18 protein-coding genes and 2 pseudogenes are annotated in these 22921 nt (G+C 43.4%); 7 read left to right on the top strand and 13 right to left on the bottom strand.

Going from position 1 to position 22921, the window contains the following annotated elements; translation table 11 throughout:
- Window positions 1-515: 515 nt before the first annotated feature.
- A complete protein-coding gene (locus H532_RS19370; RefSeq protein WP_245566381.1) occupies window positions 516-1763 on the top strand; it encodes a glucosaminidase domain-containing protein in 1248 nt (415 codons plus the stop codon).
- A 255-nt stretch (window positions 1764-2018) separates the two neighbouring features.
- Window positions 2019-2132 (top strand): YjcZ family sporulation protein, encoded by a 114-nt coding sequence (locus H532_RS19755; protein WP_081412252.1) that lies wholly within the window; start codon window positions 2019-2021, stop codon window positions 2130-2132.
- A 49-nt stretch (window positions 2133-2181) separates the two neighbouring features.
- Here the strand turns inward: H532_RS19755 and H532_RS0100710 are convergent, their stop codons facing one another.
- From H532_RS0100710 to H532_RS17480, 4 genes and pseudogenes are all read right to left on the bottom strand, one after another.
- Complete coding sequence (locus H532_RS0100710) at window positions 2182-3696, bottom strand: AMP-binding protein (RefSeq protein ID WP_027723858.1); 1515 nt, start codon at window positions 3694-3696, stop codon at window positions 2182-2184.
- A gap of 297 nt (window positions 3697-3993) precedes the next feature.
- Window positions 3994-5210: pseudogene (locus tag H532_RS17485) on the bottom strand (threonine synthase).
- Window positions 5211-5498: 288 nt separating this feature from the next.
- Entirely contained in the window at window positions 5499-6632 is a 1134-nt protein-coding gene (ald, locus tag H532_RS0100700) for an alanine dehydrogenase (RefSeq protein WP_027723857.1), read from the bottom strand.
- A 126-nt stretch (window positions 6633-6758) separates the two neighbouring features.
- Window positions 6759-7989 (bottom strand): annotated as a pseudogene (locus tag H532_RS17480) (PucR family transcriptional regulator).
- A 197-nt stretch (window positions 7990-8186) separates the two neighbouring features.
- Here H532_RS17480 and H532_RS0100690 point away from each other — a divergent pair.
- Both H532_RS0100690 and H532_RS0100680 read left to right on the top strand, forming a co-directional pair.
- Complete coding sequence (locus tag H532_RS0100690) at window positions 8187-9581, top strand: amino acid permease (protein ID WP_027723856.1); 1395 nt, start codon at window positions 8187-8189, stop codon at window positions 9579-9581.
- A gap of 241 nt (window positions 9582-9822) precedes the next feature.
- Window positions 9823-10986: a glycerate kinase gene (locus H532_RS0100680; RefSeq protein WP_027723855.1), complete on the top strand. Its 1164-nt coding sequence runs from the start codon at window positions 9823-9825 to the stop codon at window positions 10984-10986.
- 113 nt (window positions 10987-11099) lie between these two features.
- Here the strand turns inward: H532_RS0100680 and H532_RS0100675 are convergent, their stop codons facing one another.
- From H532_RS0100675 to H532_RS0100655, 5 genes are all read right to left on the bottom strand, one after another.
- Window positions 11100-11924: an aldo/keto reductase gene (locus H532_RS0100675; RefSeq protein WP_027723854.1), complete on the bottom strand. Its 825-nt coding sequence runs from the start codon at window positions 11922-11924 to the stop codon at window positions 11100-11102.
- Between the two features lie 268 nt (window positions 11925-12192).
- A complete protein-coding gene (locus H532_RS0100670; protein ID WP_027723853.1) occupies window positions 12193-12507 on the bottom strand; it encodes a cupin domain-containing protein in 315 nt (104 codons plus the stop codon).
- A 160-nt stretch (window positions 12508-12667) separates the two neighbouring features.
- Window positions 12668-13066 carry a hypothetical protein gene (locus H532_RS0100665; protein ID WP_027723852.1) on the bottom strand — a complete coding sequence of 133 codons (399 nt, stop codon included), beginning with the start codon at window positions 13064-13066 and terminating at the stop codon, window positions 12668-12670.
- A 374-nt stretch (window positions 13067-13440) separates the two neighbouring features.
- Window positions 13441-14352 carry a UDP-N-acetylmuramate dehydrogenase gene (gene murB / locus H532_RS0100660; protein ID WP_027723851.1) on the bottom strand — a complete coding sequence of 304 codons (912 nt, stop codon included), beginning with the start codon at window positions 14350-14352 and terminating at the stop codon, window positions 13441-13443.
- A 115-nt stretch (window positions 14353-14467) separates the two neighbouring features.
- Window positions 14468-15616, bottom strand: a complete 1149-nt coding sequence (locus tag H532_RS0100655) for an aminotransferase A (RefSeq protein ID WP_027723850.1) — start codon at window positions 15614-15616, stop codon at window positions 14468-14470.
- A 192-nt stretch (window positions 15617-15808) separates the two neighbouring features.
- On the opposite strand from H532_RS0100655, the gene H532_RS0100650 reads away from it, so the two are divergent.
- Both H532_RS0100650 and H532_RS19750 read left to right on the top strand, forming a co-directional pair.
- Complete coding sequence (locus tag H532_RS0100650) at window positions 15809-16669, top strand: SPFH domain-containing protein (RefSeq protein ID WP_027723849.1); 861 nt, start codon at window positions 15809-15811, stop codon at window positions 16667-16669.
- A 12-nt stretch (window positions 16670-16681) separates the two neighbouring features.
- The gene (locus tag H532_RS19750) at window positions 16682-16831 is read left to right on the top strand and encodes a type II toxin-antitoxin system antitoxin (RefSeq protein WP_081412251.1); all 150 of its coding nucleotides are present in this window, start codon (window positions 16682-16684) and stop codon (window positions 16829-16831) included.
- Between the two features lie 267 nt (window positions 16832-17098).
- On the opposite strand, the gene H532_RS0100640 is transcribed toward H532_RS19750, so the two are convergent.
- The 4 genes from H532_RS0100640 to H532_RS0100620 form a co-directional block, all read right to left on the bottom strand.
- On the bottom strand, window positions 17099-17446 hold the full coding sequence (locus H532_RS0100640) for a YkgJ family cysteine cluster protein (RefSeq protein WP_027723848.1): 348 nt from the start codon (window positions 17444-17446) through the stop codon (window positions 17099-17101).
- A 122-nt stretch (window positions 17447-17568) separates the two neighbouring features.
- The gene (locus H532_RS0100635) at window positions 17569-18771 is read right to left on the bottom strand and encodes an MFS transporter (RefSeq protein WP_027723847.1); all 1203 of its coding nucleotides are present in this window, start codon (window positions 18769-18771) and stop codon (window positions 17569-17571) included.
- Between the two features lie 322 nt (window positions 18772-19093).
- Window positions 19094-20146, bottom strand: a complete 1053-nt coding sequence (locus tag H532_RS0100625; RefSeq protein WP_027723846.1) for a lactonase family protein — start codon at window positions 20144-20146, stop codon at window positions 19094-19096.
- A 288-nt stretch (window positions 20147-20434) separates the two neighbouring features.
- Entirely contained in the window at window positions 20435-21787 is a 1353-nt protein-coding gene (locus H532_RS0100620; RefSeq protein WP_038111194.1) for an aspartate aminotransferase family protein, read from the bottom strand.
- Window positions 21788-22398: 611 nt separating this feature from the next.
- On the opposite strand from H532_RS0100620, the gene H532_RS0100615 reads away from it, so the two are divergent.
- Window positions 22399-22878, top strand: a complete 480-nt coding sequence (locus H532_RS0100615; protein ID WP_425426210.1) for a DinB family protein — start codon at window positions 22399-22401, stop codon at window positions 22876-22878.
- The last annotated feature ends 43 nt before the right edge of the window (window positions 22879-22921 follow it).

Below are 22921 nucleotides of genomic sequence, written 5' to 3'. Positions count from 1 at the left end.
AAATGATACGCAATTTGAAAAAGCATATCATTTCATGAGCTGGAAGCCCGGCAAATGATACGGAATCGTCCGAAGTGGAAACCCCTGAGTCCCATTTTGACAAAAAAAGAAAAAATCTATCATCCCGATTCGTATAGTTAGTCGCTCAGTTTTTCATCACCATATGTTTAAGTAGGGTCTGCCCTAGCTTTTAAGGGTTAGACCCATTTTATTCTTCAATGAAGTTTTTGCGTCTAGATTATAAACCGAAACGGTGTCAGATCTCCTCTCATTTTTAAGGGTGAATGCCTTACGCTTTTCAGATCAGTCTGCTAGTTTACTTCCTATTAATCTATTAAACGTCATCATTTTGCAATATAAATGTTACCGTTTTTCAATCTGCTGGTTAATAAGGCTTTGTTATAATTAGCGTGGATGGGCTTTGAAATGGGAGTGATAAACATGATCCATTTTTCCCGTATTCCGGTCGGGGCGGCAGTCGGATGTCATTTACAAGAAGGTTGTAGGTATTGCGCATGAACGGGCGCTCACTCGTCAAAATTGGTTTAGCCGCCTCTGTTTCTCTTTTATTATTGCAACCTCCGACTGCATTTGCCGACACAGGCAGTGAACTGCAACAACAAATCCGGAAAGATCAACAACATCGCCAAGAAGCACTGAATAAGGTTCAAGATAAAAAAGCTGAACTAAATGCCAATCAAAACCAACAATCAGTCATCAGCCATCAAGTTCAGGAGCTTGAACTTCAAATTCAGGCATCTAATAACCAAATTTTAAGTAAACGTCATGATATCGAAACTCAAAAAAAGAATCTTGAAACGCTAAAAAATAATATTGCCATGCTTGAGAAGCGCATTCAAGATCGAAAAGAGTTAATTAAAGAACGCGCTCGCACAGCCTACATGAACGGCGGCTCGATTGATTATCTGGAGTTACTCGTTGATGCTCAAAATTTCTACGATTTTATCAACCGCATGGTTTTCATCAATAAAATTGCCGAACAAGACCGCGCGATTTTACAAAAACAAATGAAAGATCAAAAAGAGCTAGAAAAAAATCAAAAGGTACTTAAGGAAACTTTAGCCAAACTGAACGAAGATCTCCAAAATCTCGAAGCACTTATGGCTACCCTCAAAAGTAAACAAGCGAAACAACAAATATTGCTGAGTCAGCTTAAAGAACAAGCCGGCCAAATTACTCAGGCGTTATCGTCCAATCTAAAACAAGCCGAGCATTACAAGCAACTGGAAGCTCAACATCGGGCGGAATTAGCCGAATGGGAACGACAGCTGAAACAAGATAAAAACATCCCCTCAGTCATTCACCTATTCGTTGCCCCTGCCCAACAGCTTGAAAAATCAACGGGCATCCCGACCTCGATTACACTTGCGCAAATTATTTTGGAAAGCGGAAGCCAAAGCCTTTCTCAACTGGCTAGGGAAGGGAAAAATTTATTCGGCATTAAAGGGACAGGCCCTGCTGGCACCATTTATTTAACCACACATGAGGTCATAAATGGAACAGAGATTACCGTTGAAGCTGGCTTTAAACGCTATCACAATTATTACGAATGCTTAGTCGACCATGCCAATGTACTTTTGAAGCCGCGATATCAAACCTATTTAAAAAATGCTCACTCACTGGAAGAGTATGCCTATGGCATCCAAGACGGCGGCTATTCTACCGACCCAACGTATGCTATAAAACTATTAACCATAATTAAAGATTATGGGCTCAGCCGATACGATCTTGGATCATTTTAAGAGCTTATGGATATCGGTGATTTTTTCTAGTCAGATGTAAAACCTAATTTCAAAAACTGCGGGACGCTATTTCAACCAGGCGTCCCGTTTTCCATTTGATAACAATTGATTGGAACTTAAAAACCTATTTTCGTTTCATCGGTAAGACGCCTTTTAGGTAAAGATATATTTTGATCATAATGAACCATCTGTCCATCACACTGTTGTCTTTTTCGCGTATGATGAACTATCGCTTCCAGAAGGAGGTGATTGTTCATGGGTTTTGGTGCTGCTGGCGGAACATGCGGCTTTGGCGGGGGCTATAGCTTCGTCTTAATCGTCGTCCTGTTTATCCTCTTGATTATTGTCGGTACAGCTTATGTTTGGTAATAAAAAACTAACAGGTGCCTTCACTAGGGCACCTGTTTTCATGCCTTTTTTAAGAAAACATTGCTTTGGCGCGGACTTCCAATTCGCGATAGTTGACTTTCCCACTTCCAAGAATCGGCACTTCATCAATCGGTTCAATCTTGGAAGGGATGTATAAGGATGAGACTTTTTGTTCTTTTATATATTTTCTAAGCGGTTTATCGCTCAAATCGCTGTGAGTCGTAAATAAAATAATTTTTTCTCCCTTTTTAGGATCAGGGATGCTCACAGCGTAGAAGCCGGACTGCTGGTAACACGCCAAAGCCATTTCTTCGAGTTTATTGAGCGATATCATTTCACCAGCGATTTTGGCAAAGCGTTTTAATCGCGATATGATATAAAGATAGCCGTCTTCATCGACGTCAGCAATATCTCCCGTATTATACCATTCCCCGCACGGCACAAAACCTTTTCCATGGATTAAATACCCTTTCATGACATTTGGCCCTTTTAATAGTAAGACGCCGCCGTGGTCGATCCCTTCAATTTTCTCCAATTTATACTCCATTAGTGGAATGAGTTTGCCGACCGATCCTTCTTTGTGATGGGTCGGTGTATTCAGTGAGACAATCGGTGAGGTCTCCGTTGTGCCATAGCCTTGTAAAAGGGTCACACCGAACTCGCGCTCATACAGATCTTTAACATCCTTCGTCAATTTCTCAGCGCCAGCCACCACAATTCGAAGTGTTTTAAGATCTTCACGAGAAGCAAATTTGGCATAGTTTTTAAAAAAGGTATTGGTGGCAACAAAGATGGTGCTTTTATCCTGTCCAATCATTTTCGGTATTTCTTTATAATGAAGCGGTGATGGATAAAGAAAGCTTTTAATATTAGTGATGAAAGGTAATACCGCCCCGACAGTCAAGCCAAATGAATGAAACAACGGCAATGGATTGAAAATACGATCTTTCTCTGTGAGATCGACGGTTGATACTGCCTGTTTGATATTGGCGTAAATGTTTCGATGCGTCAACATGACGCCTTTGGGTTTTGTTTCTGTTCCGGATGTGAATAATATCACATGACCCTGTTTCCGTTTTTTCGAAATCGGTAGCTTGCTTTCAGCTAAACCGCCGAGTTTTTGACCTAAGGTGAGTTGATCCCTAAGGTCTTCGAGATAAATAACTCGTACAATTTTTTCCATCTCGTCGACCACGGAGTATAAATTAGCCACCTTAATAAATTCCCGAGAGGTGATCACTGTCCGCAAAGACGCTGTTTCCAAACAATCGACGATCGTTTCCGCGCCCATCGAAAAATTTAGAATACACGGGTCTTGTTCGTTTTTAAATAGTGCAAATAGAGCAATAACAGTTCCCGTCACATTCGGCAAATAGAGTCCGACGCGCGTTTCATGGCTCGTCATCACTTTGATTTTTCGACTGAGCACGTTAACAGCAAGCAAAAATTTTTCATAGGTCAGCGTCCCGCTTAAGTCTTCAATAATCACGGAATTCGGATGGCGTTTCGCCATTTTTCGCATTTCGTCATATAAATTAACCTGCTCTGGGATAAACAAATCCAAAATAAATCCCCCTATTTTCTTTTACTATAGTATTCTCTTTTAATAGATCTATTATAACATGAAATCGTTATCGCTTTTCGCGCAGCCCGTAAAGAGTCCCCGCTTCTAAAGGGAATGAAAACAGGGGGTCAATTCCAGCGGCAAATACCTCAATGGGGTGGGAATACGCCAAATGGTTCCCATAATAAAAGGGTTATGAGTATGAGAGTCCCATACAGTAAAGCTGTATAGAAAAGTCGCTGGTCGTTTACGGTTTAGCACGAATAAGAGACAGTTATGTATTGTTCGGCGACGCTTTTATATATCTTCCGCTAAGGAATCCCCCGGTTGAAGAATCGGCACCTCGCGATGAATCGTATTCGGGTATTTTAGGCCCGTTCCCGTATTTAGAGCGATGACCACTTCTCCATCTTTGATCCAGCCATTTTCTCTTAATCTCTTGGCGGCAACAAACGTCGCTGCCCCTTCTGGACAAACAAAGGCTCCCTCATGGGAGGCAATTCTCCGCTGTTCAGCAAGGATCGTTTCATCATCAACAGCAACCGCACATCCATGCGTTTTGTATATGGCATCCAGGACTAAAAAATCCCCCAGAGCTTTAGGTACATTGATCCCAAATGCAACGGTATTCGCGTTCGACCAAAATTCCGAGATGGATTTCCCCTCCTGCCATGCCTGAACAATCGGGGCACAGCCTTCAGCTTGTACAGCGACTAAGCGCGGAAGAGGCCCTTCTACCCAACCCATTTGGAGCAGTTCATTTAATGCTTTATAAATGCCAATGATGCCGACGCCGCCCCCCGTTGGGTATAAAATGACATCTGGCATTTTCCACCCTAATTGTTCCGCGATCTCAAGGCCCATCGTTTTTTTCCTTCGATTCGGTACGGTTCCTTTAAAGTGGACGCATCAAATAGCTGTCCCTTTTCAACCGCCTTCGCTACGATTTTACCGGCGTCACTGATTAAACCATTGACCAAAAAAAGATTCGCCCCAGAAGCCTCGCATTCTTTTCTTGTGATTTCAGGAGCGTCAACGGGCATGACAATCGTGGCTTTAATTCCTGCTCTAGCCGCGTAAAGGGACCAAGCGGCACCAGCATTACCGTTTGTCGGCATAGCGAGGGCTTTGATGCCCAGCTCTTTTGCTTTCGAAACACCGACCGCTGCGCCTCTAGCTTTAAAAGTCCCGGTCGGTAAAACCCCTTCATCTTTCATATAGAAATGCGCAATCCCCATCTCACGACCGATCCGCGGCATGGGAATAAGCGGCGTCACGCCCTCTCCTAAGGTGACGACATTGTCTTCAGATTGAACCGGGAGCCATTCATGATATCGCCAGAGCGTCGACGGCCTTGTCATGAGGTCGCTCGGTTTGAGCGAAAAGGCCAGTTCTTCTAAACGGTACTTGACCAGTAATGGTGACCCGCACGCACAAAGTTGGTGAATCTCATCGATGCTATATACTGACTGACACTTTGGACACGACAAATGGGAGACATAACTAAATGGCATCTTCTATCCCCCTCTCATAAGATTTTTATCATAAAAACGAAGGAAAGAGCATTAATTAACTTAGGCATCTAAAAATTTATAAGAAAACTTGCCGGTTGGCAAGCTCATAAAGTGGTAGATGTCGATCTCATTACCCTTTACGTTATCTATGTTATTTTTTACCACTTTATGAACAACATTGTTTCTATGCTGGACTCATCAATAACAGAAATTTCTTTCCAGAAGAAATAAGACCCAACTTGCAAGGATTGCCGCAAGTTGGGTCTGGGAGTATTTTTCTATTGATGCTTATAGAGCGGCCAATTCTTTTTCAAGGGCTTTTTCGACCGGTACATACTTATAACCAAGGTCTTTGGCGACCGCTTCAAAGGTGATTTCACCATTAGCCACATTGACGCCGCGTTTTAAGGCATCGTTTTCGGCGATGGCTTTGAAGACACCTTTATTCGCAATTTGTAAAGCATAAGTTAATGTCGAATTGGTTAAGGCAAGGGTTGACGTTTTCGGCACAGCACCTGGCATGTTTGCTACAGAATAATGGACTACCCCATGTTTCACATAAGTTGGATTGTCATGTGTCGTCACATGATCGGATGTTTCAACGATCCCACCTTGGTCAATAGCAACGTCCACGATCACTGAACCTGGTTTCATGGTTTTGACCATTTCTTCCGTGACAAGCTTCGGTGCTTTAGCACCCGGAATTAAAACGGCACCAATTAAAAGATCCGCTTCTTTAACGGCTTCAGCAATATTGTAGGTGTTGGACATAAGCGTTGTCACTTGGTTACCGAAAATGTCATCCAACTCGCGCAAACGCTCAGGATTGAGATCAATAATCGTCACATCGGCACCTAAACCTATGGCGATTTTTGCAGCATTTGTCCCAACAATTCCGCCGCCAATGATGGTCACTTTACCGCGCGGAACACCTGGCACACCGGATAAAAGAATGCCTTCTCCACCATTGGTTTTTTGTAAAAATTGCGCGCCGATAATCGCAGCCATGCGACCTGCGACTTCACTCATTGGTGATAAAAGCGGCAAGGTCCGTCCAACCGAAACGGTTTCATAGCCAATGGCAATGACGCCACTATCTTTCAAAGCCTGCGTGAGTTTCGGATCTGCGGCTAAGTGAAGATATGTGAAAAGCACAAGACCCGGACGGAAATAACCGTATTCGCTTTCCAGCGGTTCTTTCACTTTCATGACCATTTCCGCTCCGGACCAAACATCAGCGGCAGATTCGATGATTTCTGCACCGGCTTTTTTATATTCTTCATCCGTAAAACCCGAACCAACGCCGGCACCTTTTTCAACAAGGACTTTATGACCAGCGCTGACCATCGAAACGACACCTGCAGGTGTGATGGCGACGCGGTTTTCATTATTCTTAATTTCTTTTGGAACACCAATAATCATAATCCAATATCCTCCTTAACTTCGGTCATGCGACCTCGTTAGTTTCAGTATACCCCAATTTGCAAGCCCTTTCATTGTGTCCATAAGAAAAAATAATGCTCGTCTTTTGTGGATTTCCACAAAAAGTTATAAATGCTTAAAGCGCTCAAGTTTCAGGTCAATATATAAATGTGATTTTCTGATTGGGATCTTTTAAATTGATTTCCCCGATTTCAGCAATGCGCTTTAACCGATAAGCTAGTGTATTAACGTGAACGTTTAACGCTTTAGCGGCCTCATGGACATTATTATCTTTATCCAAAAATGTTTCGATTGTTTCGGTTAAGTTCGTTTGGTGTTTTTCATCATATTCGCGGAGCTTTTCCAAAGCGTGATTTTTAAACCCGTCCTTTGTGCGTTTTTCTAAAAGGACATCGATAAACCGGTAGATCCCCAGATTTTGATAACCAAAGATCTCTTTTACTTCATGCGGAAATTTTTCCTTTATAGCAATAACCGATAACGCTTCCTTGTAAGCTCGTTCCACATCAAGATAGTCCGTATGCAAACTGCTGAATGCCGGGGTAATTTCACCAACGCCGAAGCGTTCCTCCGTTTTCTCGACAAAAGTTTGTACAAATTCTGATAATGTTGTCAGCGGCTGGTCGATATGGTCAAGGGCAATCAATAGTATCAATTTTTGGTGATCAATCGTATAAAGCATAATCTTTAATTGCTGAATCGTTTTTAATAGATATAAAATCTTTTTTTCCTCGCTGCTTGAGATATCCTCTCGAAACTGAAAAACAGCGAGAGCATAGGACGATGATGGGTTGATTTGAAGTCGGTGAAAATTTTCGATGATCGCCTCTTCGGTCTGAAAATGACTCGTTAATAACTTCCAGAAAAATTCCTGTGATCGTTCTTCTTTTTTATCTCGGCGCGCCTGCATGGGTAACAATTTATTTTTGATCGCTTGCGCTGCTCTTTTCAAAAAGGCAAATTCTTCCTCACCCAAAACTCGATCAATTTCCAGCGCCCAAATAAAACCGAGCACCTCATTTTTATGCCAGATGGATACAGCGACGCGGTCACCAAGACCAATATCTTCCATTTTTTTGACGCGAACCGGATCACGGCTGTTTAAAAGGCTCGGAATAATGCCTTCTTTCCAAAGGCTATTGATCACTTTTTCAGGGACGCGTCGGCCAATGATCGTTGAAATGCGCGCCGGGTCCGTCCGCTCATCGTGAGTACTGTAAGCTAAGAGTCGGTGGTTGCGATCTTCAATCGTAACTGGACAATGCAAAAACTCGCTTACCGCATCGGCAAATTCCTCCAAACTATCGAGATTATCCCAAATTGAATCGTATTCCATACGCTTTCCCCTTCTGATTTAGCAGATAACCGTTATTTGTGGTTTTTAACAATATTATACGCCAATTTTTGAGGTGTTTACAAAACACGACTTGTCACACACTAACTATTATGGTATATTGTAAGCGCTACCATCACCTTTCCGGTGACAGCATCAGCACCACACATGAACCCGCAACAAGATTGGAGGAAACAGCAATGAAGAACAACACTCCGGAAAGCGGATTACAACGTGAGTTAAAAGAAAGGCATATTACACTGATGGCCCTTGGATCGGCGATCGGTGTTGGTTTATTCTTGGGGTCGGCTTCTGCCATTGAACTCGCTGGACCTGGCATCTTGCTCGCCTATATACTTTCTGGCATCGTGATGTTTTTTATCATGAGAGCACTTGGTGAGATGGCTATACACAAGCCGGTGTCAGGCTCGTTCAGTCAATATGCCCGTGAATATTTAGGTCCACTTCCTGGATTTATTACCGGTTGGAATTATTGGTTTTTATGGGTTGTTACTTGCATGGCAGAAATCACGGCTGTTGGTATATATATGGGCTTCTGGTTTCCAGATGTGCCGCGCTGGATCTGGGTACTCGCTGCTCTAGTTATTATGGCTCTCGTTAATTTCCTTACCGTTAAAGCCTATGGGGAACTAGAATTTTGGTTTGCGTTAATAAAAATTATCACCATCATATTCATGATCGTTTCTGGACTCGGAATGATTATTTTTGGAATCGGAAATGGCGGATTGGCGACGGGGATTCACAATTTATGGAGCCATGGCGGTTTCCTTCCGCACGGCATCAAAGGGATTTTGCTTTCACTGCAAATGGTCGCCTTTGCCTTCCTTGGCATTGAAATGATTGGGGTAACCGCCGGTGAAGCGAAAAATCCAAAGAAAACCATTGCCAAAGCCGTCGATGCCACCTTCTGGCGCATCCTCATCTTTTATGTCGGTGCTTTATTCGTTATTATGTCGATTTATCCATGGAATGAGCTTGGGACAAAAGGCAGCCCGTTTGTCATGACGTTTGACAAACTCGGCATCCCGGCTGCAGCTGGCATCATTAACTTTGTTGTATTGACAGCCGCCCTTTCATCGTGTAACGGTGGTTTATTCAGCACCGCGCGCATGCTATTTAACTTGGCGGAAAACGGTGAAGCGCCGAAGCGCTTTGCGAAGTTAAACAAAAACGGCGTGCCGGGTTTTGCGGTATTTGTAACGGCTATTGTGCTACTGATTGGCGTTGTACTAAATTATATTGTCCCCGCTAAGGTTTTTGCCTGGGTGACCTCGATCTCGACGTTTGGTGCCATTTGGACATGGGTTGTGATTTTACTTTCTCAGATGAAATTTCGGAGCAGTTTACAAAAATCTAAAGAGCTTTTGGATTACCGCTTGCCTTTATATCCGTTTTCATCGATCTTCTCCATTGTCTTTTTAATTGGCATCGCAGCGGCGATGGCTTTATCGCCTGATACACGAATTGCCTTGGTTGTTGGCCCACTCTGGATCATCATTTTAACGGCCTTTTTCTATGGCAAAGGGTATCATAAAAAAGCCCAGCTAACCAAGGTCAACAAAAAAGTAAGTTAAAAACCGATCAACACTCATTAATGGATGGACAGCCATGACCAAGTGGTTCATGGCTGTTTTTTATTTGTTAATTGAACCCACCTTCCTCCCCTTTCCCATTCGCTCTTGCTTTTTGGTTAAACCACACAAAATCGACAGAGTAGACTGAAATCCTTTTCATCATAACATCCTATGGAAAGTCCGCTCCGCCAGTTTTATAATAAATTTATCATTTGCAAACGCATACAAGGAGTTGTACAGATTGCACATTATCTTAGCCCCTGATTCCTTTAAAGGCTCGCTTTCCGCGACAGAGGTGTGTCAAGCGATGGCCCGAGGTATTAAAAAAGTCGTTCCGGAAGCAAAAATAATTCCTGTGCCGATGGCCGACGGCGGAGAAGGAACAACATCCAGCATTGTTGATGCCACACACGGCACGTTGGTTGAAGGGGTGTCTGTTCATGATCCGCTCGGGCGCCCGATCGCGGCATCCTATGGCATCACTGGCGACGGCCAAACCGCCGTCATTGAGCTCGCCGCAGCTTCCGGCCTCTCGTTTCTTAAACCCGCAGAGTTAGACCCGAGTCAAACGACTACCTACGGAACCGGTGAGCTCATCCGCCATGCGTTAGATCAAGGCTTGAGAACTTTTATAATTTGTTTAGGTGGTAGTGCCACAAACGACGCGGGAACGGGATTGTTAAAAGCACTCGGTTATCGCTTTTTGGATGATAGCGGCAGGGAGCTGCCGGATGGCGGCTTGGCGCTTCAACATTTACATATGGTTGACGATACGGATGCCGACCCGCGCCTTCGAGATTGCTCTTTTCAAATTGCCTGTGACGTGGCGAATCCGCTCGTTGGTGAAACAGGTGCATCGGCCGTCTTCGGACCGCAAAAGGGTGCCACGCCGCAAATGGTTTCGGAATTGGACAAAGCGCTACATCGCTTTGCCGATGTGGTGAAGCAAAAACGCGGCATTCGTTTGCATCACCTTGCGGGTGCTGGTGCCGCCGGGGGTACGGCTGCAGGACTGCTCGCTTTTCTTAATGCCCAACTCTTATCCGGCATCCAACTCGTGAAAAAGACGGTTGCTTTTGATGCATTACTTCAAAATCATAAGCCACACCTGATTTTGACAGGTGAAGGAAAACTTGATGCTCAAACATGTTATGGAAAAGTTATAGCCGGTATTTGTCAAAGTGCCAAATCTTATCATATCCCTGTCATCGCACTGGCCGGTGCCATCGGTGATGATCTAGAACCACTTTATAAAGAGGGGTTGACGGCTGCCTTTGCCATCGCGAACGGACCACTGACTCTGGAAGATAGTTTTGCCAAAGCTGCGCTATTAATTGAAAAACAGACGGAACAAATCATGCGTATCTTTACATTAAACGGAGAAAGAGGCATACATCGAGCTTAATATTCGATGATGCATTAGAGCAAAAATGGCCCGGAGAACTTCCTCTCCAGGGCCATTAACCGTTGAAAAAAAGGTCGCAAATCGTACGGTCTTTTTTACGAGTGGAAAATGTTTCACCGTCTATTCATTTCATTCGGATGTGAGCCTCTGCGGCGATTTCGGTTGAGCTTGCCAATCGCCGCCATCTCCTCTGAGGTTAATTCAAAATCGAAGACATGAAAGTTTTCTTCGATCCGCGATGGGGTGACCGATTTTGGAATAGCAATCGTATTGTTTTGCAAATGCCAACGGAGGACGACTTGAGCCGGTGTTTTACCATGCGACTCGGCAATTTTGACGATCACCTCGTCTTTTAATACCTCCCCGCCTTGTTCCAAGGGGCTCCATGCTTCAACAAAAATGTTATGTTCTGCGCAAAATGCTTTTAATTCATTTTGTTGAAGATAAGGATGGCATTCGATCTGATTCAGAACAGGCACCACATCGCATTCCTTTAAAAGCCGTTCAAGATGTTCGTTTTCAAAATTACAAACCCCGATGGCTCTGACACGACCGTCGTGATAGAGTTTTTCCAATGCTTTATATGTATCGATATATTGATCATATTTGGGTGTCGGCCAATGGATAAGATATAGATCCACATAATCAAGACCTAATCGCGAAAGGCTTTCGTCATATGCTTTCAATGTCTTTTCGTAGCCATGGTCGGCATTCCAAACCTTTGTTGTGATAAATAAATCTTCCCGAGGGATCCCCGATTCCTTAACCGCTCGCCCCACGCCTGCTTCATTGCCATATATCATCGCTGTATCGATCAATCGATACCCGACCTCAAGCGCTTTCTTTACCGCAACCGTCGCTTTTTGGTCTTCCACTTGCCAAACCCCAAAGCCAAGTTGAGGCATTTTAACGCCATTATTTAACGTCACCCAATTCATGATCATCCAACACTCCTTCGTCAACGATATGGTTGAACTTTATTATAGACCAACCAAAAGGATCATTAAAAATGTTTTACTCAGAGTGCAGGGTTAAATGCCAAACAAAGGGACAAAAATTTTTTAGAAAATTGGCTCTGCTAAGCCTTTAAAAAAAGGCGTGGACTTCATTACCCTTATGCTGGACTGAAAATGATCGATTTTTTACCAGTAAAAAATGAAAAAAACGGTGAATGGGCATTAAAGCGTTCACCGTTTTGGGTAAAAATCATTGACGATTTAACACAACATACAAACTAAGATTGTCATCGCTATTGTTTTCTATACTTAGCTGTTCGTCATCGCTACAGTGGAAGGTGTCTCCCTCGCGGATGTCAAAAACAGTCTCATCGATTCGACCTATTCCTTTCCCCTTTACAACAAGAAGAAAAACATGAGCGTTCGGATGGCTATGTGCCGGTACTTGTTGACCGGGCATTAAATTTAAAACGAAGACTTGACTCTTTCCTTCTTTATAAATGGTTTGCTTCGTCATGCGAGCCGAATCGTATACCAAAAATTCATGGATATGTTTAAGAGTCATGTGTATCCCCTTTCAAACAAAATAAATGCGTGCTCGTACTATTAGAATAACCCGATGGCCTGGCGCTTACTGTGAGGTAAATCGCATCACGTAAAGTTTTTCTTTTCTAAAGAGGATTCTCACCCGGCGGTTGTTACACAATAGGGGGGCCATCCCCCTTTTAATCCATCGGGTAAAAGACATAACCAGGCAGACCGAGCACCGGGAGGCTATCTACCCTTTTGGCATCGATTAAATGTTTTGGAATGTGAAAGGTTAAATCTTGTTCTTTTTCTTCGGTTATGGCCTTGATATTGTACCAAAGCACATAATCAAAATCCGCTTTACCAGCCGTTTGAATGAAACAAAATGCTCGCGGAGGAAGGTTCGTCCATGTTTTTTCAGTAGGTTCCAAATTAACCAATTCATGATCGATGGTGGCATATCCGCCGGTTTTAACATCCAACCGTTTGATCTTAGTATCGGAAAGATTGATAAAATAAAGGGAATATGGCTTTCCGTTCGGGTCATGTAGGCGGTCTTGGCATAAGACGAGAAAATATTTAGGATAATATGCCATCGTTACAACTCCTCCATTGATCATTTCTATGTATAAAATAACAAATTAGCTGACCCAAAATGAGGATACCTTACACGGTCTTTCGTTTTGAGGATCGAATCGCTTTAAATGGAGATTTTAACTCCTTCCTTTAAACGGTAGCCATCGTTAGTTATGATTTACCATAATGTTTATCCCTTTAAACTTTTGTAATTTTCTCAATATTCTTATCGACAAATAACCAATATCTAGAACCTCTCATATAAAAGTGAAAGAAAGGCTTGCCAAAAGGCTAGTCATGACACTCACCGGCCCTTCCAGGGAAGGGATGGATGGTATCATTGATGTAAACTGACGAATATAAAAATAAAAAGCTCAACCGAAAGGCTAAGCTTTTAATCTTCACCGATGATCTTTACTTCAGTTTCTAAATCGACGTTAAACTTTTCTTTCACTGTTTTTTGAACATGGCGGATGAGTGAAATATAATCAGAAGCTGTGGCATCAGCAATATTGACGATAAAGCCGGCATGTTTTGTGGAAACTTGGGCACCACCGATTCGCGTGCCTTGAAGACCGGAATCCTGTATCAATTTTCCAGCAAAATAACCGGGTGGCCGTTTAAAGACGCTGCCACAGGACGGATATTCCAATGGCTGTTTCGATTCCCGGCGAAAGGTTAAATCATCCATTTTTTCCTTAATGGCACGGCTGTCCCCTTTTGTTAATGCAAAAACGGCTTCCAATACAAGATAGCCTTTTTGTGCGACAAGACTGTTTCGGTATGAAAACTCAAGCTCGTCATTCCGGAGTCTCTTCATCTCGCCCTGGTTATCCAAAATCAGTGCCGACTCCAACACATCTTTCAATTCCCCGCCATACGCTCCCGCATTCATGTAAACAGCACCACCGACGGTCCCGGGGATGCCACAGGCGAATTCCAAACCGGTAAGCGAATGTTTCAAAGCAAAACGCGACACATCAATGATCGCGGCACCGCATTGGGCAATGATTTTTTCCCCTTCAAGCCGCATATCGGTCAAATCGGTAAGATTTATGACAATGCCCCTGATTCCGCCGTCACGGATAATGAGATTCGAGCCGTTTCCAAGAATCGTATAAGGGATATGATGAGCGAGAGAAAATTTGACAAGGTGCTGAACTTCTTCAAAGTTACTAGGAAATACAAGAAAATCCGCCTTGCCACCTATCCGTGTATAGACATGTGGTTTTAACGGTTCATCTTGCAAAATTTTATGTTCATCAATGAGTTTTGTTAGTTCCCCATAAATTTCCGTTTTATTCATGACGTCCATCCTTCACATCCATTTATGATGTAATATATAAAAAAGTCGAGCGCAAGGCCCCCTTTTCATCCGCATCCCGGGCATCGTCATGAAAATGTCATGATTTGGAGTGCCTTTACCCGAGTAGGTACCGTTTCATTCTTTTAAAGCCTTCCGTCAGCATTTCGATGCTAGAGGCATAACTGATTCGGAAATAGCCTTCCCCATATTTTGAAAAAGCGCTCCCTGGGACAACAGCCACCTTCCCTTTCTTAGCTAAATCGACCGCAAAGTCAAAAGAATTAAGCGTTAGGTAGGACGGCAGTTTGACGAAAAAGTAAAAGGCCCCATTCGGCATCACATATTCGAGACCGAGTTCATCCAAATGTTGACTGACAAAGGATCGCCTCTTCATGTATTCGGCTTTCATCCCTTCGGCATCATTGATGCCTGCCGTTAAAGCTTCAACCGCCGCTTTTTGAGAAATAGAAGAGGCACAAGAAACATTGTATTGGTGTACTTTTATAATATGTTGGGCTAGCCATTCCTGGGCAAACAGAAAACCAATGCGCCAACCTGTCATCGCATGAGATTTTGATAAGCCGTTAATGACAATGGTTTGCTCCGGTATAAAGGAAGCAATCGAAGCATGCGGTGCATCATATGTCAGCTCACTATAGATTTCGTCTGCCAAAACGTAAATGTCATGATCTTTGATGATCTCAGCAATGGCACCCAATTCATCTTTTGTCAACGTCACACCTGTCGGGTTGGATGGATAAGGTAAAATGACTGCCCTTGTTTTCTCCGTTATCGCTTGTTTGATTTTTTCCGCTGTGATTTTAAACGCTGTATCCCTTGTATCAACATACACCGGCGTCGCGCCGCATAAACGTATGATTGGTTCGTAACCGGGATAGATCGGTCCCGGCAAGATCACTTCAGTACCAGCTTCAAGAATCGTTCTTAACGCGACATCAATCGCTTCGCTTGCACCGATGGTCACAATCACTTCTGTTTCAGGATTATATGTTAAACCGTATTTCCTCTGAACAAAAGCACTGGCAGCATGTCGCAGGTTGCGGTCACCGGCATTATGCGTATAAGTGGTCGCATTTTGTTCAATGGCTTGAATACCAGCTTGTTTGACGTGCTCGGGTGTTGGAAAATCGGGCTGACCGATCGTCAGTGAGATCATGCCTTCGACATCCGCGACCATATTCGAAAACTTGCGGATGCCGGAAATTTCAATGGCTGCTACTTCCTTATTAATTAACTGTTTCAAGTTTTCAACCCCTGTGACAATCAACTTTTCTATGCTGTGTTTATCTTACCACGTTGCCATTGGATTGAAAATCGAAAACAAAAGTGACTCATTAAAGGAAAAGTATACAATTTTCTGAAATCCGCATTGCCATTTTAATACAGATATGATATCATATTAATATCAAAAGAAATATTTTAGGGGGGATTCATGATGAAGGAAAAACCGGTCTTTAAAATGAATGGTTATGGTGCCCTTTTGCTTGCATTTATCAGTTTAATTATTGGCGTCTATCTTATCATTAGCGCGCCAGCCATTCCGGTAAAATTACTTGGTGTTCTGCTTGTTTTACTATGTATTGTTGCAGCAACCAGTTTGACGATTGTGCAGCCTAACCAAGCAAAAGTGTTAACTATCTTTGGGACATACCTTGGGGTCATCCGCGATCAAGGGTTATGGATGACGATCCCGTTCACTTTCAAACAGAGCGTTTCCTTGCGGGTGACGAACTTTAATAGTGAAAAATTGAAAGTGAATGACTTAGAAGGCAACCCCATTGAAATTGCCGCGGTCGTCGTCTATAAAGTAAGTGATGCCGCAAAAGCCGTGTTTGACGTCGAAAATTACATTCAATTTGTGCAAATCCAAAGCGAAACCGGCATTCGCCATATTGCCAGCCATTATGCTTACGATACGTTTGAATCAAAGGAAAATCAGTGGACATTGCGGCAAAACAGTGATGAAATTGCCGAAGTCCTTGTGAATGACCTACAACAACGGTTGGCAGTGGCCGGTGTCGATGTCATTGAAGCACGCATCATGCACCTCGCTTATTCCGCAGAGATTGCTTCCGCCATGTTGCAGCGGCAACAAGCACGGGCGGTTTTGTCGGCGCGTAAGGTAATTGTCGACGGGGCGGTTGGACTTGTGAAAGCAGCTATTGATGAACTTACGGAACAAAAAATCGTTGATCTCGATGAAGAAAGAAAAGCACAAATGGTCAATAATTTAATGATTGCGATTGTCTCTGAAAAAGGAACACAACCGGTCATCAATAACGGAACGATTTACTAAGGTCGTGTTTTTATGACGAAGCGAAAAGCCTTTCCTCTTCGCATCGACCAAAAATTATATGAAGTGCTCGCCAAGTGGGCTGAAGACGAGCTTCGAAGCGTCAATAGCCAAATCGAGCACATTTTAAAAGAGGCTGCGAAGAAAGCGGGAAGATTGAAGTAAAACAGCATCAGGTATCGGTTAATTTTGCGCGACGTTTTCAGTAAGTTCACGTGCCAAAACGTTGCACATCTTGAGTCGCGACGTTTTACAGCTCATAAGCTTGCAAAACGTCGCACCGCATCTTTATATTAGAAAAAACATCAATAAAACATTGGCCTGGTCAAGGGTCCCCCTCGGTTCAAATAGGGGGACTCTTCTATTTTTGGCGTTGTGTCGTCCTTCACTCATTTTCTGTCCACTTTTTTTGTAAACAACCGGCATATCGCTTCATATGAAATCCTTCCATGTAAAATCCACACTTAAAATGCCTACCGGGGAGTCTTTCGCAACATAATTTCTATTGGAGGCCACTTTGGGATTGCGAAAGCAGGCAAGATTTTTATAATAGCCGAACGCCTGACAGATGGAGGGCCGGGCGGAATAAATGCCGCAACCATCTTTTTTTTCATCATAAAAAATACAAGTGCCAGGCATTCGCGGCTGGTTTTTTAGTTCCTCACGCAGTTTCTTTGGCATGGATTGAATTTTCTTTTTGATTTTTTTTAGCTCATCCTTGGTGATCGGAACGGGTCCACAACAGAGCCCTCGACAACCTTTACAAGGTAAACTTTCCATCATCTCTCCCCCTAGACAGAACACGTAAATCAATAAATCCTACTCATTTACTTATCCTTGATCTCTGAGCCCAAAGGATATCAAGAAAGACGCTCCTTTACCTGTTTTCGACTGTGATTGGTCTAAGCTTGCGTCAAACGTTGTCTCACCTTTTTTTGTTTGTTGTCGCGAACAAGATAGATCAAATACAGGATGACTGAAACAACGACAGAGCTAGCAGCAACAAGATAGATGTCTGCATAACCGTAATGACTCGCGATCATGCCGAAGAATAACGCACCAAATCCGACGCCTAAATCAAAGCAAGAGAAAAAGGTGGCGTTGGCCATTCCTTTCCGATTCATCGGTGCTTTTTCCACTGCCCACGCTTGCATGGCTGGCTGAATGGCGCCAAAACCGATGCCAAACAGAATTGCACCAAGTATGAGATATAGAAAACTGCCTAGATAGGATAGGCTGAGCATCGCGGCGATAATTAAAACCGCACCAGGGATAAAGACGGCTTGATGACCTTTCAAGTCATAAATGCGTCCGGAAAACGTTCGTGATAGCATTAAAGCCAGTGCATAAATGATGAAATACCATTCGATGCCGCCAATTCCTTTTTCCTCTGCGTATAGCGGAAGAAACGAGGCAATGCCGCCAAAACACATGGTCATAAAAAACATCAATGAAGCAGGCTTCAACGCGGTTTTCTCAAGGACATCCCAGCGGTTATGAGCGACAGCATTTTTATCAACTGGCTTATAATGCAACATAGAGGCAAAAATGAGGGCAAGCAAACCTCCAAGAGCAGAAAGTAAAAAGGTATACGAAAACCCGATTATTGATACAAGGACCAGTCCGAAGCTAGGCCCGAGCGCTAAGGCGAGGTTTCCTGATAAACCGAAGTAGCCCATGCCTTCACCGCGCCGTTTTGCCGGTATAATATCTGTAGCCACCGTCCCACCGGCTGTTGTGGACATGCCCCAGCCAGCTCCTTGAATGATTCGCATCAGAAAAAGCAACACAATGCTCGATAAAAAGGCGTAGGACCCAACCGACACGACGAAAATCCCCAAGCCGACGAGGTAAATAAAACGACGGCCTTTGGATTCCAATGCATGGCCGACCCAAGGGCGGATAAGCAAAGCGGATAAGGTAAAAATGCTGACGACCATGCCGATCAGTTGATCGCTACCGCCAAGCTTTTCAACAAAAAGCGGAAGCGTTGGCAGCGTCATCTGAAAGCCGATAAAGACAAAAAAGTTGGCGATACAAATAAAAATGAAGTCTTTCGTCCAAATTCTCGGTTTCTCAGGACCTGATTGATATGTTTCTTCCACACAGCATCCCCTTCCAATACGATCGTTTTGACGAACAGCTCACGTATGCTTCAAAATCAATTCATTAATATACACCATTTGTGAAAAAAAAGAATGTGATTTGCTTCGAAATCCGAAAAAAAAAAATTTATCCCCTGCCATGGCACTTTTGCTGCATCCATTCGCGTGTCGCCATCCGTCCGATGTCTTGGGGAAGACGTGCTATTTTTATCAAATCTTAAAGGACGAAAAAAAGGTTGACTAAGGCCGTCAACCTTCTCGTTTTTTCAAAACGATACGTACTGAAGAAAGGCTTTCCTTGCAGATCGTAATGTCTTTCATTCTAAATATGTAAAAACTTCACGCAAACCGGATCCGGGACACGGACATCCTCTTGCCGGAGGGTTAATCTTCCTGATTCAACATCACGAGAAAACAACACGAGATTGCCGGAATTTTGGTTGGCAGCGACTAAAAACCGTTCAGAAGGATCAAGAACAAAATCGCGTGGCCAATCCCCTTCCGTCGGTGTGTGCTCGATCAATGTCAGCTGGCCAGATCCTTCATCCACGCGGAAAGCGGCAATACTGTTATGGCCGCGGTTCGCACAATACACGAACCGCCCATCAGTAGTCAGATGGATGGCACTGCCGTCATTATAACCGGAAAAATGTGTTGGAAGCGTTTGGGCATATTGCTTCGGCAACAGTTTTCCCGTTTCCGCATCATAATCAAGCACGATAATTTCCCCACTCAATTCGGTCATCACATAGGCGTATTTTCCATTAGGATGAAAAGCGATATGGCGCGGGCCGCTACCCGGCTGGACCAATAGGCGGCTTGCTTCTTCCAGTTTGCCGGCTTTCACTTGATATGTCACAATCGCATCCATTCCTAAATCAACAATCACCACATACTTTTCATCCGGCGTCCATCCAGCAAAATGGGTATGAGCGCTTTCTTGCCGTTTTGGATTGGGCCCTGAACCTTCTAGTTTTACGATGGAGGAAGGGTCTTTCAACCTCCCATCCTCTGGATTGAGAGGATAAAGAACAACTTCGGCCTTATGATAGTTAGCCGTCAGCACATATTGCTTTTTTTGGTCAACACTGATATGGCAAGGTGCGGCACCATTAGATGAGCGGTCATTAAGCGCTTTAAGTGCCCCGGTGTTTTGATCAATGGAAAAGGCAACCGCTCCGCCGGTTTCTCCTTTTTTAATGACAGAATAAAGATTTTGGTTATCATCACTGATCGTTAAATATGTTGGATTGTCAAGGACAGCGGCTAACCGTACATCTCGGATTTCGCCTTTATCCGTATCTAAAGAAAAAGAATATAAGCCCTCACTCTCCCCTTTTGTGTACGTTCCGATATAGCCTCGATAGTTTCCCATTGCTTAAATCTCCTTTGATGCAACTTTTTCCTCTTACTTAAAAGAATATCATTTCTCAGCGATGCTAGCCACATGATGGCTTCTAAAAGATGCATCTTTGTTTATCAATAACTATTGTGTTATCTCGACTCTTTCAGCTTTTTCTTCAATCCAATTTCAATATACCCTTCATCAAAGGAGGTTGGAATTTTTGATTGGGTTAATGGAGCGATGAAGCTTATGATGGAAAAATTTTTACAAAAAAACATTTTTTCAGTAAATGAGCAAGAGACTTAACCGTCCTTATGTTCAAGCTAAGTTCCAAATCGCTTGCTTTAGCGTTTCAACCAAAAAGTTGAGGTCATCGTTTGTCAGACAGAGCGGCGGGGCCAATGTGATCACATTGTTAAAGCCCGCGACGGTGTCCCCGTTTTTCCCTATAATTAAACCTTTTTCTTTACAATCATTAATGACTTTGTTAATTTTTTCGGGCGCAATTGGTTTTTTCGTGACTTTGTCTTCCACTAATTCGATCCCGACAAGTAAACCTTTTCCGCGGATGTGACCGACATAGGGATGATTTTCTAACTCTTGCAATGCATTTTTAAGGATTGCGCCTAACTTTTCGGAACGGTTCACCAAATCTTCACTTTCCATGATTTCTAGGTTTTTCAATGCGACTGCACAGGATGCAGGATGTCCACCAAAGGTATTAACGTGTCGAAAATGCGCATAGGTTTCCGTACCTTTAAATACCTCATAGATGTCTTTTCTGACAGCCGTTGCGGAAAGCGGAAGGTAGGCGCTTGTGATTCCTTTTGCCATGGTGATAATATCCGGCTTAATGCCATAATTCATAAAACCGAATTTTTTACCGGTCCGGCCAAAACCACAGATCACTTCGTCAATGATGAGTAATACATCGTGCCGGTCACAGACTTCCCGCACTTTTTGCAAATAATTCTCCGGGGGAACAATGATGCCGCCACCTGTTATAATAGGCTCCATAATCACCCCAGCGACGGTTTCGTCAAGCTCCCAAGTGATGGTCCGATCCAGTTCATCCGCAAAAGCCTGACCCAATTCTTCTAAAGTTCCTTGGTAAGGGCTTCGATAAGGATCCGGGGGTGAGACATGAATAAAACCTGGGCTAAGTGGTTCATAACGCACCTTTCTTTCGGCTTGACCGGTAGCGGCGAGTGCTAGAGCGGTACCGCCATGATATGCTCGGTATCTGGAGATAAATTTATAACGCCCTTGTTCACCTTTTTGGTAATGATATTGGCGAGCGATTTTAAAGGCTGTTTCATTGGCCTCGGATCCGCTGTTTGAGAAAAAATAGACATAGTCATCATCGAGCCATTCAGACAATTTTTCCCCTAATTGGATGGCTGGAATATGGCTGTTGGATAACGGATAATACGGCAGCGTTCTCAGTTGGTCATAGGCGGCTTGTGCCAACTCTTTTCGGCCATAACCGATGTTCACACACCAAAGACCGCTCATGCCATCCAAATAGTCCTTCCCATCCACATCTTTAATCCAAGCCCCCTTACCTTCCTTCATAATCAAAGGAGGGTTATCCGGGTTATACCGGCGCATCGCATGCCAAATATATTGATCGTCTTTTTGAACAAGGTCTTTCAAAGACACATCCACCATGATTTTTCCTCCCCTAAAAAGTTTGAAAGATTCCGCAAAAAAATTCGGGCTAACGGATACCAGTCGCTTCATTTGCTGATTGTTGTGATCATTCATCCGCGACACAAAAGCTTTTGTTAAAGGTGCGCGCTTGAGAAGATCTTGAACGGTTAGTTTATAAGTTCCCTCCGATCACCCTATAGGCAAATACTATGTCTGTGAAACCAAACTTTTATTGCGGATTCTTGTCCTTCACCTAAAATTTTATCACCAATTAACAGAATCGTCGATGTATTCCCATTTTTATATTCGTTGTTCATTTAATATTTTCCTTGATCAACATATTGACCGATTCTCGATAATCTCCGCGTTAACTTTTCCTATTTAGTTGACATAATATTTTTATTATCTTCTTAGACAGATGCTTTTTTCTTTGAAGGAGGATGATCATTCTAGAAAGTCAAATAAATTATTTTCTATGTATATGTGCTACAATCAAGATGAATGAACAATTCCAAGTGACGTTGAGAAATGCCTAGTCATTAACGGCAAAATTCACTGTGGGGGGATGACCTTTGCGTTTTCGGCCTGAATCCAATGAATACAATGCTTATTTCAAACCTTATGTCGATATGGTTCCAGAAGGCGATATCATCGAGATTCTCGTTCAGCAAGAAAAAGAAACAAAGGACCTCTTAAAAAACCTTACGGACGAAGAAGCCCGTTTTCGCTATGAAGCGCACAAATGGAGCATTAAACAACTGATCGGCCATGTTGCTGATACAGAACGGGTGATGAGCTACCGGCTCCTTGCCATCGCTCGCGGAGATACGACACCCTTACCGGGTTTTGACCAAGATGCATATGTCGAACAGGCTGCTTTTGATGAATGGCCATTGGAAGAGCTTTTGAAAAATTTTTCAGCGGTTCGGGCATCTACGGTGCATTTATTAAAAGGGTTGCGCGATGCGGATTGGACCAAAATGGGAGAAGCGAATCAATCTCCGCTTACCGTGCGCGCTTTAGCCTACATCATCGCCGGACACGAACGACATCATCGAAATATCATCCAAACACGTTATCTCCAGTCGCCGCGGTTTCCTCATGCATAATGCATTGAAGCGCAAGCACTAAAACTATCTTTCTCTGAACATT

Source organism: Tuberibacillus calidus DSM 17572 (genome assembly GCF_000430685.1).
Lineage (GTDB): Bacteria > Bacillota > Bacilli > Bacillales > Sporolactobacillaceae > Tuberibacillus > Tuberibacillus calidus.
Note: the sequence above shows the minus strand (reverse complement) of the source record. Positions and strands in the feature narration are given on the sequence as shown.